Below are 14,449 nucleotides of genomic sequence, written 5' to 3' on the forward strand. Positions count from 1 at the left end.
ACCTTTGCACAACCAATAACCCAAAAATAACTGAAGATGAACCAAGACTTCTTACCCATTAACGGGACAGATTACGTCGAGCTGTATGTGGGCAACGCAAAGCAATCCGCACTTTATTATCAATATGCATTTGGCTATGAACTGATTGCTTATCAGGGGCCTGAGACAGGAGTCAAAGACAGAGCGTCCTATGTTCTGAAGCAAGACAAAATCAGACTAGTATTGACCTCTCCATTATTTGAGGATCATGAAATCACTCGACATATTGCAAAGCACGGCGATGGAGTGAAAGTATTAGCTTTATGGGTGGATGATGCTGAAAAATCATGGGAAGAAACCACAAAGAGAGGCGCTGTCTCCTTTGCAGAGCCTAAAGTCATGCGAGATGCACATGGTGAGGTTAAAACTGCTTCCATCCGAACTTACGGTGAGACAATCCACACATTCGTAGAGCGAAAGAATTATTCAGGAATCTTCTTACCTGGATTTGTTGAGCGAAAAAGCACATATAAAGCCAAATCAATTGGACTCAAATATATCGATCACTGCGTAGGAAACGTCGAGCTTGGCGAAATGAACCGCTGGGTAGAATTCTATGAAAAAGTGATGGGATTCAGTCTTCTGGTAACATTTGACGACGCGGATATCTCAACTGAATACACCGCTCTGATGTCAAAAGTGGTTTCCAACGGCAATGGATACATCAAATTCCCAATCAACGAACCTGCAGAAGGAAAGAAGAAATCTCAGATCGAAGAGTATTTGGACTTCTATAATGGACCAGGCGTTCAGCACATGGCTATTGCCACGGACGATATTATCGGTACTGTGACTGAGCTTCGCAAAAGAGGTGTTGAATTCCTGGAGGTTCCGAGCACTTATTATGATGACTTGCTGGACCGAGTGGGTAAAATCGATGAGGATTTGCAACCACTAAAAGACCTGAATATCCTGGTAGATCGTGATGACGAGGGGTACCTTCTTCAAATCTTTACAAAGCCAGTACAAGATCGTCCAACACTCTTTTTTGAGATCATTCAGCGAAAAGGAGCAAAATCATTTGGAAAAGGAAACTTCAAAGCCCTGTTTGAAGCAATAGAAAGAGAGCAAGAATTGCGAGGAAATCTCTAATTTGAAGCCGGTATTTTTCATACCGGCTTTTTTTATCCTTAAAAAATATAACTCATGAAAAAGATCTTTGGATTGATCGGGACTACGGTTAAGGGTGGAATTTTCTTCTTACTACCCTTGGCTCTAATTTTTGTGCTTTTAGGAAAAGTTCTTGAAATCCTTGAACCACTGTCTGCGAGCGTACAGGAAGTATTGGATCCAGGAGAGCGCTATGAAAATTTCCCATATCTATTTTCCATTTTGACCCTTATACTAGTCTGCTTCGCAGCAGGATGGATAGCCAAATTAGGTGCGGGACAAAAAATGATACGGCTCATCGAGGATAATGTTCTTTCATTATTCCCTGGTTACAGCTTGATGAAATCAACGCTTGAAGCAAGAGCTGGAGTAAGCGGGGAAAGCAATTTCCCTGTGGTATTGGTTCCCATCGATGGTTTGATGTTTGGCTTTCATGTGGACACCTTGGACAATGGGGATTTTGTTGTTTTCATTCCTGGGGCTCCGTCAGCTTGGGAAGGAAATGTGGTGATTTTCCCTGAAAATCAAGTCACTAACACTGATTATAAGCAGGACGTGATCATCGACATTATGCGGCAGCTAGGTACCAATACCAATTCAACCCTACTGAAATCCCTGGCAAAAAATAAAGCTAAATAGAGTACAAAATCAGTTTATTCAATCACTACTCTTCTCTATAAAGTAGCAAGTGAAGGTTCCGTAAAAAATCCATTGGCATCTTGACTACCTTCCTATCATAGGTGATCAGTCCATTGGTTTCGATTTCAACATCGGTAGTTTGAGTGTAGATCGCAGCCGAGAGTCCCATTCCTTTGTATTTGAGTACAGTTTTCAGAAGTGCTGCATAGCGCTCTTTGAGTTCTGTTTCAGTGGTAAACCGCTGATAGCCCCAATTATCTGTATCCTGCCATGTGTGCCCTTCCAGAGGAAGACCAAGGCCTCCATATTCTCCAAGAACCATTGCTTTACCTTTCCCAAAAAGTGCCGGATCAGGCATCACAGGATCTGGATAATTGTGTAAATCCAAAATATCCCCAACTACTGAAAATCCATCCATTACAAAATTTCCACCACTTGCCGAGTTGATGAGTCTTGTTGGGTCTATCTCCCTTGTCATTTCTACGATTTCTCGTGTATCAAACTGTCCCCAGGCTTCATTGAATGGCACCCAAACAACGATAGAAGGGAAAAACTTAAACTGATCCATAATTTCTTTCCACTCCTCCCGAAAAATCGCTTTGCTTTCCTCGGTGCGCTCTTTCACCACATTTTCCCTAATAATTCCTGGTCTTACCTCCCATCTATTCCCCAAATCACCACTTGGCATATCTTGCCACACCAGTATTCCCAAACGATCCGCATGATAATACCAGCGTGCCGGCTCCACTTTTGCATGCTTGCGAATCATGTTGAAGCCCATCTCCTTTGTTTTTTCTATATCAAAGATTAAAGCAGCGTCATTTGGCGCTGTGTATAAACCATCTGGCCACCAGCCCTGATCCAAGGGACCAAATTGAAACAAAGCTTCCCCATTTAGCATCAATCGCTGAAAGCCATCTTGGTCCTCAGCCATCCGAATATCACGATATGCAGTATAGGATGTCACTTCATCCAAGACCTTTTTCCCATCCATCAGCTGCACGGTCACATCGTAAAGAAAAGGTTCGTCTGGACTCCAAGCTTTCGGGTTGGATATTGGAATCTGAATCCTTTCTCCCAAGTTTGAAGTGACGGAAGCGATAGGTTCTTCACCATCAGAAAGCGTGATTTTTACCATAAGGTTTGATGAGGAGTTTTGAGCTTCTACATCGAAAACTAAGCTCTTTTCTTCCCAAAGCGTGTTTGGGTTAACTTTTTGAATGTACTGCATTGGCACTTTTTCTAGCCATACCGTCTGCCAAATCCCGGTAACAGGAGTATACCAAATTCCCCTTGGTTCCTTGACTTGCTTGCCTCGTGGCTGAGGTCCATCGTCGCTTGGGTCCCATACACGTACATTTATTTTTTGCTCTGGCCCTTCAACCAAAAGCCCTGTGATATCAAATGAGAAATCATCAAATCCACCTCGGTGAATACCTGCCTTTTGTCCATTAACCCAAACTTCTGCCTCCCAGTCAACTCCGCCAAAATGAAGAAGAACTCGCTCATTTTTCTTATTTCCATCCCATTGAAATACTTTTTCGTACCAAAGCACCTTTTCTGAGCCTACGGTCTTTTGAACGCCAGATAAATAGGACTCGACCGGAAAAGGAACCAGAATATCACCATCAAAATCAGCAGGTAAACTTTCTCCTCGGTCTTCGATTGCGTATTTCCAGGTTCCATTTAGGCTTTGCCATTGGCTTCTCACGAGTTGCGGCCGGGGATATTCAGGGTGAGGATTTTCTCTGGAAACTTGGTCAGTCCAGGGTGTTTTGAGCCTTGCTTCTTGGGCAAAACCTTCGAAGACTAGTGCAAAAAACAAAAGTGTAATCAGCTTTTTCATGATGTTCTAGTTAAAGTCGAACCACAGAACAATCGGATATCCTTCATCCTGAGGCCTTGCAAAAGATGCTCCCTGTTGAGATTGAGGCCCCATTTCTTCTGCCTGATGAAATTTGGTACCGATCGCTGGAATGGAATATAGGAAAGATATATCTGAGTCTGGAAAGGGAGGCTTTACACCAGCTGTAGCGTCCTCTGGATAGGTTGGTTTGAAAAGATTGAAAAATAAGCCAGGTGTCTCGGATCGTACAATTACATCTGGACCATCCAATTGAAGTCGCAAGGCATAAAGATTAGCATGATAGCCCTTAAACTCGGGATATTCCAATTTATCAAAGCTATATCCAGTCTGGGTATCATTGTATGCTTTTTCCCAAATCCCGAATTCAACTCCCTTTCTTCTATTTTGCCAAACTCGATAAGGTCCATCCCCGATCCACTTCACCCCTTTTACCTTTAGCTCATTCACATCAAATCCAATTCCTAAGTAGTCTATTTCATCAAATCGAGAATGTGGAGCTGTCGCAGACATCTTTATTCGTCCATCTGCAAAAACAGTCCATTCCAATCTTTTAGGATAGGGATTAAACTCAAATATCACCGTAACAGAGCCATTGGAGTTCCAATCATACGATGATTTGATTTTCTGACTATCAATACCTTCGATGGTTTGAGCGGATTGTGCAAAAGAAAGTAGGCTATCATTCAGCCAGATTTCTCGTAGATATTGCCCGCGCATATCAAAAACAAAACGTCGCTCCCCAGCTTCAAGAGAAAGTAATCCATCTTTCTCTTCAAGTTTCAAAGGGCTTCGTGCGATCCTCCGATATTCTCCGAGCACCTTGTCAGTCATTTCCTGAGGTCGGCGGATGGGGTTAGACCAAGTGTAAAGCTCTTCGCCATGGATTCCTAAGACCTTTAGATTCAAATAATCACCCCTTTCCCATCTATCTGGAAGTGGCAGCTCCACAAGCCTAGTTTCGCCTGGAAGAGCGTCAGGGAGTACAATTTCACCACTGTAGAGCGTTGATGGTTGTCCCCATCGGTCAAGCTTCTTAACTTCCCATACCAGTTGACTCTGGTTCAAATTAGCGAATTGATAGAGATTTTGGATTTGAATGATCCCATCAAATTCTGGTGTTAGAGCAAAAGGTAAAACCTGAACGGGTGACCAAATTTCCTTGATGGTAAAAAAGCTCCCCTCCTTTTGTCCCAAAGGACCAAGAATACCGTCTGGAGCATGATTTCCATCCGAATCATAAATTCCTCCTTTATCTTCTCGATACAAAGCCTCATCTTTAAAAACCCAAAGAAACCCTCCTGCCCCAAGTGGATTATGGGTATAATCATTCCAGAAATCTTCGAGTCCTGCTCCCAGCCCTCCATCATGCAATCCATGCAAAACCTCAGTGGGCATAAAAATATCGCTTCCATTAGACAAGCGTTGAATTCCTTCCTTGTAGCTAGGATAATGATGCGTATCCACGTCATTTTTCAAAAGCCAAGGATACAACACAGGTCTATCCTGAATATCAAAAGCATGAAATCCAGCTTCGTTAAAAAAGTCCCAACCGCCTTCATTTCCATTGTTCCAAATCACAACACTCGGATGATTGGCATCTTTGAGCACGAGTTCTTTGACCAGCTTTGGCCCCACGATCGTATCATAGCCATCCTGCCAGCCAGTTAATTCATCCAAAACATATAGGCCAAGGGAATCACACAATTCCAAAAAACGAGCATCAGGCTGATAGTGAGACATTCGCACCGCATTCATATTCATCTCCTTCATCAGGAAAATGTCCTCTAAATGATTGGCCTCGCTCAGTGCCCTTCCTGTTTTAGGATGAAATGAATGTCGGTTTACGCCTTTGAAGATTGTTTTTGTGCCATTGATGTAGATTCCATCCTGTGGGCGTAATTCAACCGTTCGGAAACCAAATCGTTCGGTTTGGGAAAATAGCACATCATCGGCAAGTCTAATGCTATACTCCGCTAGGTATAAATTTGGAGTTTCTGGACTCCACTGTTTTGCATTTGTAAAAGCTTTCTCGACCCATAGACTATCCCCAGAAACAGAGACGGTCTCTTCTCCTAGCAACTGCTTTGTTTTTGCATCCCGAATCTTCCAATCTATCTCCAAGCCATCAGAAATAGCTCCATTTAGGACTATAAGGGATCTAAATTTTCCATTTGCTTTAGCATCAATCGCAATTCGCTCAAAATGATTTTGAGGGAAAATTTCCAAATAAACCGGTCGATAAATTCCTCCGAAAATCCAGAAATCAGCTTCACGCTCTGCCTTGTTTACAGATGTGTTGCTCGACCTCTTGGCCACAGCCACTTCAAGTATATTTTCCTGCCCTGGCTTGATCAGTTCGGTAATGTCGTATCCAAAGGATTGGAAGCCACCTTGATGCGTCTCTCCTGCCGATTCCCCATTGATTTTGACCTTTGTATCAGTCATGGCCCCTTCGAAAACAATCCGGACTACATGGTCCTTGACAGATTTTGGGAGGGTGAAAGTCAACCGATATTCTCCTGTCTCTTTTCCCAAAGGGATGTCAGGATTCCTATGGTCGTGTCCGTAATTAATCGTTCCAAACCCCTGCATTTCCCAGTTGGAAGGAACAGCGATTTTGGTCCATTCGCCAGCCCGCCTACCATCAGATACTTTAAAATCCCAGCTCTTGGTTTTAGAGGCATCAACCCCACTCAAGTAAATTCGGCGGTACTTCGAATGCTCTTGAGCTTTTGAAATAAAAGTGCAACTAAGAAAGAGAGAAACTAGAAGAATTGATCTCCGAAGGAAGGTCTGAGGCATGTCAGCTAAATTAGAAATCTTTTCGGGTTCCCGAAACAGCATATTCCAACTCTACTGATAAAATAGGGAATGCGAATCCTAGCAATTTTTCACAATTTCGATATCTTAGTTCTTTTAATCACAAATGAATACTAATGAGCGCAATTGACCCAAAAGTAGCCGAAAAAGCCAAAAAATGGCTGGATGGCAATATTGACCAAACCACCAAAGACAACATCAAGAAATTAATGGATTCCAACCCCACAGAATTGGTGGATTCATTTTACAAAGATCTGGAGTTTGGAACAGGAGGACTAAGAGGCCTTATGGGTGTGGGCACCAACCGAATGAATGTATATACGGTTGGAATGGCTACTCAAGGACTTGCAAATTATCTGTTGCAATGCTTCCCAAATGAGAAAATAAGCGTTGCCATCACACATGACAGCAGAATCAATAACACACTCTTTGCTACGGCCACGGCAGATGTTCTGACCGCAAATGGAATCCATGTGTACTATTTCCGCGAAATGCGCCCCACTCCTATGCTTTCTTTCGCAGTGAGACACTTCGAGTGTAAAAGTGGTGTGATGATCACTGCTTCGCATAATCCAAAGGAATACAATGGCTATAAGGCCTACTGGGACGATGGAGCTCAGGTGGTTGCCCCTCATGACAAGAACATCATCGATGAAGTGAATAAGATCACCTCTTTCGATATGGTGAAATGGGACCAAAATGATGAGCTTTTCCATTTCATCGAGGAGGACTTTGATAGCATTTATATGGACTTGGTAAAGGGCTTGAGTTTGTCTCCTGAGGCAAATAAAGCCCACAAAGATATGCCTATCGTTTTCTCTCCTATCCATGGTGCATCGGGTAAAATGGTGCCCGCGGCTTTGAAGGCTTTTGGGTTTGAGAATGTGCATATCGTGAAAGAACAAGCCGAACCGGATGGTACTTTTCCAACCGTAATCTATCCCAATCCTGAAGAAGCGGAAGCTTTAAATATGTCTGTGGAGCTTGGAAAGAAGGTAAATGCCGAACTTATTCTGGCTTGTGATCCAGATGGAGATCGCTATGCAGCTGTTGTGCCAAATGAAAAGGGTGAATTTGAATTGCTGAATGGGAATCAAACTGGGACTCTACTTTCATACTACCTCTTGAGCAAATGGAGGGAAGCTGGAAAGCTCAACGGCAAGCAATTCATGGTCAATACCATTGTGACCACAGAGCTAATCAATCGAATCGCTGAAGGATTTGAGGTGAAATGCTTCAACGTATTAACCGGCTTCAAAAATATAGCGGCCATTATTCGGGATTTGGAAGGCAAGGAAACCTTTATTGGAGGCGGTGAGGAATCTTACGGATATCTAGTAGGTGATTTTGTCAGAGACAAAGATGGTGTAAGTGCTTGCGCAATGGTGGCTGAGGCCATCGCCTACTACAAAACACAAGGAAAAAGTGTCTTTGACGTGTTAGCAGAGGTTTACTCAAAATTTGGCTTTTACAAAGAATCACTCATCTCTGTGACTAAAAAAGGGAAAGATGGCGCTGAGCAGATTCAAGCCTTGATGAACGGATTCAGAACCAATCCTCCGGCTGAGATGAATGGAATTCCGGTAGAAAAAATCTTGGATGTTAAGGCCGGTACTTTAAAAAATTTGGTCACAGGACAAACCGAAAAGCTTGACTTGGATTCTTCGAATGTCATGCAGTTTTATCTTAAAGACGGTAGTAAAATTTCTGCAAGGCCATCTGGCACCGAGCCCAAGATTAAGTACTATTTTTCGGTAAACGCTCCATTGGAGAATACCAAAGATTACCGAAAAGTAGAACAGGAATTAGTAGATCGAATGGAAGGATTGAAAAGCTATTTCAGTTGATCCCAAATTTTCAAAAAACAAGGTCTGTTGCGTTGAGTGACAGACCTTTTTTATTTACGCTCCCAAAGTACATCTGCGAAATAATCTTCGGAATCGGCAAAAGCTTCTTTAATCTTGAAGCCAGAGCGTTTAGCGAGTTTTTTAATCTCTGAGATACTATACTTTTTGCTTATTTCTGTAAAAATCGGCTCAAAGGCATCAAATTTAAAGCTTTGATTCAGAGACTCGATGAATACATTTTGAGCCTTCATTGACACCAAATGGCTCCGACATTCACCATCTACAGGATTGTAGCTTGGCCAATGCATGAATTGGTCTAAGTCGAAATTAGCCCCTAACTCTCGGTTCATCCGCCGAAGTAAATTGATGTTAAACTCCTTGGTGATTCCAGCATGATCATGATAGGCGTCTAGGATGGTTTGAGGATTCTTTTTCAAATCGAAACCTAAAAGGACCTCGTCCCCTCTCTCGGTTCCAAGTCTTAGATGATCCAAAACATCATGGGCTTCTTCGAGAGGAAAATTGCCAATATTTCCACCTAGAAATAAAATAAGCGTTGGATTACCATTTGCCCATTGTCGCTTCAAGAGTGAGCCCCGATAAGTATCTTCAATCGCACTAACTTTCAGGTCCGGCATTTCTTGCCTCAGACTCTCCTTTAACTCAACCAAAACAGATCCCGAAAAATCAATTGGAAAATACTCAAAAGAAACCCCTTTCTCGACTAGATATCGCAGAAGAATTTTGGTTTTCAGTCCATCTCCCGCTCCCAATTCCACCAAGTTAAACGGCCTGTTGAAATCTAATATGTTAGCTAGAATTTTGGCGTGTTGATTCTCTAGAATTTCGAATTCCTTTCGAGTGAGATAGTATTCAGGCATATCCATGATTTGCTGAAAAAGCTTATCTCCTTTGGCATCATAAAAATATTTGGAAGGAAGCGATTTAGGTTCGGCACTAAGGCCAAGTAGTACATCCTGAGCAAAATTACCCAAGTCGAGATTTTTTGCAGACATAGATTAAAGTGTTTTGGCAAGACGGATACCCATAAATTGCCAGCGGTAATGTGGATGAAAAAAGTTTCGATAAGTGGGTCTAGAATGTCCTTCGGAAGTAGCCACTGAGCCACCTCGCAGCACCATTTGGTTGATCATAAACTTCCCATTGTACTCTCCAAGTGCTCCCGGTGCAGTGGCAAATCCGGGATATGGAAGATAGGCCGAATTGGTCCACTCCCATCGCTCTCCCCATTCAAATTGACCGGAAGCAATTTCCCACTCAAATTCAGTTGGCAAGCGCAATCCTCGCCAGGCTGCATAGGCTGATGCTTCATAGAAATTTACATGACTCACCGGAGCATTGGGTTTTAGGTTTTGTCGCCCCGCTAAGGTGTAATAAGTCCATTCCTGACCTTGCTTCTCCCAATATAGCGGCGCCTTTATATGATTTGCATTTACCCAAGCCCAACCTTCATCATGCCAGTAGTTAGAGTTTTGATAGCCTCCAGCCTCCATAAACTCTAAATATTCCTCATTTGTCACCAGGCTCGAAAATATCTCGAAATCCTGCAAGTAGACCTTATGTCTTCCTAACTCATTATCAAAACAAAAACCATTTCCTTCATAGCCTATTTCGTAGATTCCTGAATCAATTTTTAACCAATCCCCTTTTAAAGTATTTTTATATTCTTTAATATCTATGACACTTATATCCAGTGGATTAAACCATAAATTATACTTCAGGTCAGTCAACAAAAGCTCCTGATGTTGTTGCTCATGATTATAACCTAAAATCACCAGGTCTATCAATTCTGAGTCTGACTTATCGAGCAATTTGATCATCGCGGCATCCACATAATCACGGTAAGCTTTTACCTCTTCCACAGAGGGTCTAGTCATTAGACCACGCTGATTTCGTGCAGTTCGAGCACCGTGGGCATTGTAATAAGAATTAAAGAGAAAATTAAACTGCGGATGCGCAACCTTGTACTCCAAATCGTAGGGAACCAAAATAAACTGCTCAAAAAACCAGGTGGTGTGTGCTAGATGCCACTTAGGAGGACTAACTTCCTCTGAAGCCTGTAGACTGTAATCCTCAGTAATTAAATCCTTGCAAAGTAAAGTTGAATGGTTCCTAACTTTTCGGTACCGATCCGCAATCGTCATAAATTCTAAAAAAGGTTTTCCGAAGATATAATTTTCTACATTGTTTGCCTGAAATTCTTTAGAGAAAACCGCCCCACTTGGGGTAAATACTCTAGTTCCATTCTATGTCAAATCTCATTTTTTAATTTTCTTGAGCAGAATAGCCTAATTCTTGTTTATTTCGTAACCAAATCCCACACCATGCAAATTCAGACTCAGGTTTCCCTTAAATCCTTAAACACCTTCGGAATTGATCAAAAAGCGTCATTTTTCACCGAAGCGTGCTCCGTTGAGGAGGTTCGGGAAGCCATGATTTGGGCGAAAGACCAGGACAAGGAGGTTTTTATCCTAGGGGGCGGAAGTAACATTCTACTTACCCAAGATCTGGACTGTTTGGTACTTGCCATGAAGATAAAAGGGATTGAGGTCATTGATGAAACCGATGAGCACTTTTTTATAGAGGTGGGCGCTGGGGAAAACTGGCATGAATTCGTGCTAAAGTCTATAGAAATGGGCTGGAATGGATTGGAAAATCTTTCTTTGATTCCTGGAACTGTGGGTGCCTCTCCCATGCAAAACATTGGTGCTTATGGAGTCGAAATCAAAGAAGTCTTTCATTCATTGAAAGCACTGAATCGCAAGACGCTAAAGCTCGAGACTTTTGATTCGGAAACATGTGAATTTGGGTATAGAGAGAGTATTTTCAAAAATAAAGTCAAGGGCAAATACATCATTTGCTCAGTTGTATTTCGACTTTCAAAAACCCCTCAATTCAATGTGGACTATGGGATCATCAAAGAAACCCTTCAACAGCAAGGTATAGACCAGCTTACTCCACGATCGATAAGCAATGCAGTAATTGAAATCCGCCAATCCAAGTTACCTGACCCGAAACAAATCGGCAACGCTGGCTCTTTTTTCAAAAACCCAACTATTTCTACTGAGCAATTTGAATCTTTGAAAGCTGAGAATCCTGGCATTCCAGGGTATCCCTTACCCGATGGAGTAAAAGTTCCAGCAGCTTGGCTGATTGAGCAATCTGGCTGGAAAGGAAAGCGATTTGGCGATATTGGCGTACACGAGAAGCAACCACTCGTTCTGGTAAATTATGGGAATGGTGATGGAAATGCCATCAAGGAGCTGGCTCAGAAAGTGCAAGCATCCGTGAAGGCGAAGTTCGGAGTAGAACTCACTCCGGAGGTCAATTTCATCTAGATCAACTGGTCATTGACCGTTATCTCTTGTTCGTATTTTTCTACCTCCACCCCGAATTTTTCTAAGAAATCTACACCTTCATCCCTTCCGATTCCTTTGTATTCAGCATAGGAATAGAGGAAAACGACTTTTTTGATCCCCATGGAATAAATGATACGAGCACAGGCAAGACATGGTGCTAAAGTCACGTAAAGCGTTGATCCTTCCACAGAAGTGTTGTTCTTCACTGCATACAGAATGGCATTCTGCTCTGCGTGTAAGGCCAATGAACAGCTTCCCTTACTATCTCGTGCACATCCGCTTTCAGGAAACTCTATATCACAATTATGAGTGCCTGCTGGTGGACCATTGTATCCAATAGAAATAATTCGTGTCTCTTTGGTCAACACCGCCCCCACGTGCTTTTTGATACAGTGCGAACGCTTGGCAAGATTTACTGCCAATTCCATAAAAATATTGTCGAAATCTGGTCTAATCATGAATTCTCCTTTGGCCAAAATTACTATTAGATTTTAAAGGATTAAGGGAAACAACAAATTAAATCCATCATTTCTACGTTTTATGAAATGTGTTAACTTTAAGCACCTTCGATCGTTTGATTAATGGTTTATCCCCAAAATATGACTTATACCAAATTTCAATCAATCAGTATCTACCTTCTTTTGGCCTTGGTTTTCACAGGGTGTAGTGCAATAGATATTTTCAAAGAAAACAGTGAGATTGCCCCGACGAGAAACTATGAATCATTTGTAATAGTAAATCAGGAAATAGGAATGAGAGGCTTTTCTTCTCAATACATTGATCAAAATGTACAGATCCGACTTCAAGAAAATCTGGAGAAATATGGAATGATCTATGAAAAAAACACCCCAGATGTGGTTATTCGCTACACTTCCAATGAAGATTCCCGGTCCAAAGAAATCCTGCCAAATCCTTATCCGACCCGTTTTTGGGGCAGTCGAATTTATGATCCGTGGATGTGGAATCCCTACAATCCTATGATGAATGACAATAGAATCCGAATCGATAATTACGAACTCGTACAAGTAATTGTAGACTTTATCGACCCTACTCAGGATAAATTTCTTATGACACTGACTGGCGTTACAGAAGTAAGTAGCGAAAAAACAAAGGAGAAGAAAGTACTCAAAACTGTGGATAAGATTGTGGAACGATTCATGACAGAAATTAACTCTAACCCAAAACAACCCTAGCAATGGAAACCAGATACACTAGTCTAAAAGATTTTTATCCCTATTACTTAGAAGAACACCAGAATCCAACCTGTCGGAGGCTTCATTTTATAGGAACGGGTTTACTCTTCCTGATCCTTGGGGTGGCTATTTATTTTAGCAATTACTGGCTACTGTTTTTGATACCTGTCGTGGGATATGGTTTTGCCTGGGTTGGCCATTTTTTCTATGAAAAGAATAAGCCAGCCACTTTTCAATACCCATTTTACAGTTTGGCTTCCGATTTCATTCTATTTTTTGACTTATTAAAGGGAAAAGAGAGATTTGACCCTAATAAATAGAATTTTTTAAAGAGTTCACCGTAAAAGAGTTTGATATAAAAAAATTAGTTTTTACTTTTGTATGGTATTTATTGTATTTCAAAAACTCTTTTTTGCATTTAATGTTAACCGTGGTTCTCATAGACGATGATCCAATCAGCACTTTCGTAACTGAAAAGTTGATTGAGAAGAATGTGCAAGAGCCAGTACGTTTTTTTAAATTTTCTGATCCTAGGAAAGCACTAATTGAACTGCGGAAAATTCGTCCCAATTTTCTTTTTTTAGATCTCAACATGCCTGAAATGGATGGTTGGAGTTTTTTAGATTCTCTGAATGGTGAATCAAAGGATACAAATATTTACATACTGAGCAGTTCTGTGGATGAAAGAGATATTAATCGAGCAGCATCCTATAAGATGGTCAAAGATTACCTCGCCAAGCCCTTGGTTAAGACTTCGATTTCATCCATCTTCCATTAAGTTTTAAGAAAAATCAAGAAGTTTTTTCAAACTTGCTTTGTCCTTTCTAGTTTAGTAGTCAAAGGAATTACTTATGGCAAAAGCAACAATTGAAATTATTTCTGCGCTTGAGAAAACAGCAAAGAAATTAGAGGCGGGGGCCTCCTATCAGTGGGGTCACATGGGAGCTTGCAATTGCGGGAATCTCGCACAGGAATTAACCAAACTTAGCAAAGGCGAAATCCATCGATATGCCATGCAAAGGCATGGAGATTGGGCAGAACAGATCCTAGAATTCTGTCCAACAAGTGGGTATCCTATGGATTTGATGATCTCCAAAATGCTAGATTTTGGGTTTAGTCTTACCGATCTCCAAAAGTTAGAGACACTTTCAGATCATGAAATTCTAAATAGAATGCCAAAGGATCGACGAGACAAAATCAATAAAAATGCTAAGGAGGATGTGATCTATTACATGAAAACCTGGGCATTAAAACTCAGAGATGAGTGGGTGGAAGCCCACCCTGAGATTGATCTGGAAAAAGACCTAGCAGCAATAAAAAAAGAAGAGATCATCTTTTGATCTTGGTTATTTCCCGACTTGACTTTATCTTCGGGCATCCTTAGAAAAAGAAACAAAATATGGTATTACTAGACGTCTTCAGTTCACCTATCGCGGGCGGTGCCCAAGTTTTCCTACTTATCGTTTGTGTTTTGGTTGGCCTTGGTGCCGGTCTTTCAGCGATAGATGCCCGTTCTACATTTTCCGGAAAGAAGAAATCGGACCATTAAGAGAT

At 41.6% G+C, this 14,449-nt stretch carries 14 protein-coding genes; 9 read left to right on the forward strand and 5 right to left on the reverse strand.

Annotated elements, in window-relative coordinates:
* Positions 1-36 precede the first annotated feature (36 nt).
* Positions 37-1,131: a 4-hydroxyphenylpyruvate dioxygenase gene (gene hppD / locus ACFOSV_RS14250; RefSeq protein WP_377906693.1), complete on the forward strand. Its 1,095-nt coding sequence runs from the start codon at positions 37-39 to the stop codon at positions 1,129-1,131.
* 54 nt (positions 1,132-1,185) lie between these two features.
* Entirely contained in the window at positions 1,186-1,788 is a 603-nt protein-coding gene (locus ACFOSV_RS14255) for a hypothetical protein (RefSeq protein ID WP_377906694.1), read from the forward strand.
* Between the two features lie 25 nt (positions 1,789-1,813).
* Here the strand turns inward: ACFOSV_RS14255 and ACFOSV_RS14260 are convergent, their stop codons facing one another.
* Both ACFOSV_RS14260 and ACFOSV_RS14265 read right to left on the reverse strand, forming a co-directional pair.
* On the reverse strand, positions 1,814-3,634 hold the full coding sequence (locus tag ACFOSV_RS14260; protein ID WP_377906695.1) for a glycoside hydrolase family 2 protein: 1,821 nt from the start codon (positions 3,632-3,634) through the stop codon (positions 1,814-1,816).
* A 6-nt stretch (positions 3,635-3,640) separates the two neighbouring features.
* Positions 3,641-6,457 carry a glycoside hydrolase family 2 protein gene (locus ACFOSV_RS14265; protein ID WP_377906696.1) on the reverse strand — a complete coding sequence of 939 codons (2,817 nt, stop codon included), beginning with the start codon at positions 6,455-6,457 and terminating at the stop codon, positions 3,641-3,643.
* A gap of 134 nt (positions 6,458-6,591) precedes the next feature.
* Between ACFOSV_RS14265 and ACFOSV_RS14270 the strand changes: the two genes are divergently transcribed.
* The gene (locus ACFOSV_RS14270) at positions 6,592-8,322 is read left to right on the forward strand and encodes a phospho-sugar mutase (RefSeq protein WP_377906697.1); all 1,731 of its coding nucleotides are present in this window, start codon (positions 6,592-6,594) and stop codon (positions 8,320-8,322) included.
* A gap of 50 nt (positions 8,323-8,372) precedes the next feature.
* Here the strand turns inward: ACFOSV_RS14270 and egtD are convergent, their stop codons facing one another.
* Both egtD and egtB read right to left on the reverse strand, forming a co-directional pair.
* A complete protein-coding gene (egtD, locus tag ACFOSV_RS14275) occupies positions 8,373-9,338 on the reverse strand; it encodes an L-histidine N(alpha)-methyltransferase (RefSeq protein ID WP_377906699.1) in 966 nt (321 codons plus the stop codon).
* 3 nt (positions 9,339-9,341) lie between these two features.
* Positions 9,342-10,487 (reverse strand): ergothioneine biosynthesis protein EgtB, encoded by a 1,146-nt coding sequence (gene egtB, locus ACFOSV_RS14280; protein ID WP_377906700.1) that lies wholly within the window; start codon positions 10,485-10,487, stop codon positions 9,342-9,344.
* Between the two features lie 180 nt (positions 10,488-10,667).
* On the opposite strand from egtB, the gene murB reads away from it, so the two are divergent.
* Positions 10,668-11,681 carry a UDP-N-acetylmuramate dehydrogenase gene (gene murB / locus ACFOSV_RS14285; protein ID WP_377906701.1) on the forward strand — a complete coding sequence of 338 codons (1,014 nt, stop codon included), beginning with the start codon at positions 10,668-10,670 and terminating at the stop codon, positions 11,679-11,681.
* Here murB and ACFOSV_RS14290 read toward each other — a convergent pair.
* A complete protein-coding gene (locus tag ACFOSV_RS14290; RefSeq protein ID WP_377906702.1) occupies positions 11,678-12,160 on the reverse strand; it encodes a deoxycytidylate deaminase in 483 nt (160 codons plus the stop codon). The genes murB and ACFOSV_RS14290 overlap by 4 nt on opposite strands.
* 141 nt (positions 12,161-12,301) lie before the next feature.
* Between ACFOSV_RS14290 and ACFOSV_RS14295 the strand changes: the two genes are divergently transcribed.
* From ACFOSV_RS14295 to ACFOSV_RS14315, 5 genes are all read left to right on the forward strand, one after another.
* Positions 12,302-12,895: a DUF4136 domain-containing protein gene (locus ACFOSV_RS14295; RefSeq protein WP_377906703.1), complete on the forward strand. Its 594-nt coding sequence runs from the start codon at positions 12,302-12,304 to the stop codon at positions 12,893-12,895.
* Between the two features lie 2 nt (positions 12,896-12,897).
* Positions 12,898-13,215 (forward strand): Mpo1-like protein, encoded by a 318-nt coding sequence (locus ACFOSV_RS14300; RefSeq protein ID WP_377906704.1) that lies wholly within the window; start codon positions 12,898-12,900, stop codon positions 13,213-13,215.
* Between the two features lie 101 nt (positions 13,216-13,316).
* Positions 13,317-13,673, forward strand: a complete 357-nt coding sequence (locus tag ACFOSV_RS14305; protein WP_377906705.1) for a response regulator — start codon at positions 13,317-13,319, stop codon at positions 13,671-13,673.
* A gap of 73 nt (positions 13,674-13,746) precedes the next feature.
* Complete coding sequence (locus ACFOSV_RS14310; RefSeq protein ID WP_377906706.1) at positions 13,747-14,235, forward strand: hypothetical protein; 489 nt, start codon at positions 13,747-13,749, stop codon at positions 14,233-14,235.
* A gap of 59 nt (positions 14,236-14,294) precedes the next feature.
* Positions 14,295-14,444, forward strand: coding sequence for a hypothetical protein (locus ACFOSV_RS14315; protein ID WP_377906707.1), 150 nt, complete (start codon positions 14,295-14,297; stop codon positions 14,442-14,444).
* Positions 14,445-14,449: the final 5 nt, after the last annotated feature.

Origin of the sequence: Algoriphagus namhaensis, from assembly GCF_042649705.1 — a bacterium.
Classification (GTDB): Bacteria; Bacteroidota; Bacteroidia; order Cytophagales; family Cyclobacteriaceae; genus Algoriphagus; species Algoriphagus namhaensis.

Coding starts and splice junctions, on each gene's coding strand:
- ACFOSV_RS14300 (WP_377906704.1), top strand. CDS start 12,898: ATGGAAACCAGATACACTAGTCTAAAAGATTTTTATCCCTATTACTTA.
- murB (WP_377906701.1), top strand. CDS start 10,668: ATGCAAATTCAGACTCAGGTTTCCCTTAAATCCTTAAACACCTTCGGA.
- ACFOSV_RS14290 (WP_377906702.1), bottom strand. CDS start 12,160: ATGATTAGACCAGATTTCGACAATATTTTTATGGAATTGGCAGTAAAT.
- ACFOSV_RS14260 (WP_377906695.1), bottom strand. CDS start 3,634: ATGAAAAAGCTGATTACACTTTTGTTTTTTGCACTAGTCTTCGAAGGT.
- ACFOSV_RS14315 (WP_377906707.1), top strand. CDS start 14,295: ATGGTATTACTAGACGTCTTCAGTTCACCTATCGCGGGCGGTGCCCAA.
- ACFOSV_RS14255 (WP_377906694.1), top strand. CDS start 1,186: ATGAAAAAGATCTTTGGATTGATCGGGACTACGGTTAAGGGTGGAATT.
- ACFOSV_RS14305 (WP_377906705.1), top strand. CDS start 13,317: ATGTTAACCGTGGTTCTCATAGACGATGATCCAATCAGCACTTTCGTA.
- ACFOSV_RS14310 (WP_377906706.1), top strand. CDS start 13,747: ATGGCAAAAGCAACAATTGAAATTATTTCTGCGCTTGAGAAAACAGCA.
- egtB (WP_377906700.1), bottom strand. CDS start 10,487: ATGACGATTGCGGATCGGTACCGAAAAGTTAGGAACCATTCAACTTTA.
- egtD (WP_377906699.1), bottom strand. CDS start 9,338: ATGTCTGCAAAAAATCTCGACTTGGGTAATTTTGCTCAGGATGTACTA.
- ACFOSV_RS14265 (WP_377906696.1), bottom strand. CDS start 6,457: ATGCCTCAGACCTTCCTTCGGAGATCAATTCTTCTAGTTTCTCTCTTT.
- ACFOSV_RS14270 (WP_377906697.1), top strand. CDS start 6,592: ATGAGCGCAATTGACCCAAAAGTAGCCGAAAAAGCCAAAAAATGGCTG.
- ACFOSV_RS14295 (WP_377906703.1), top strand. CDS start 12,302: ATGACTTATACCAAATTTCAATCAATCAGTATCTACCTTCTTTTGGCC.
- hppD (WP_377906693.1), top strand. CDS start 37: ATGAACCAAGACTTCTTACCCATTAACGGGACAGATTACGTCGAGCTG.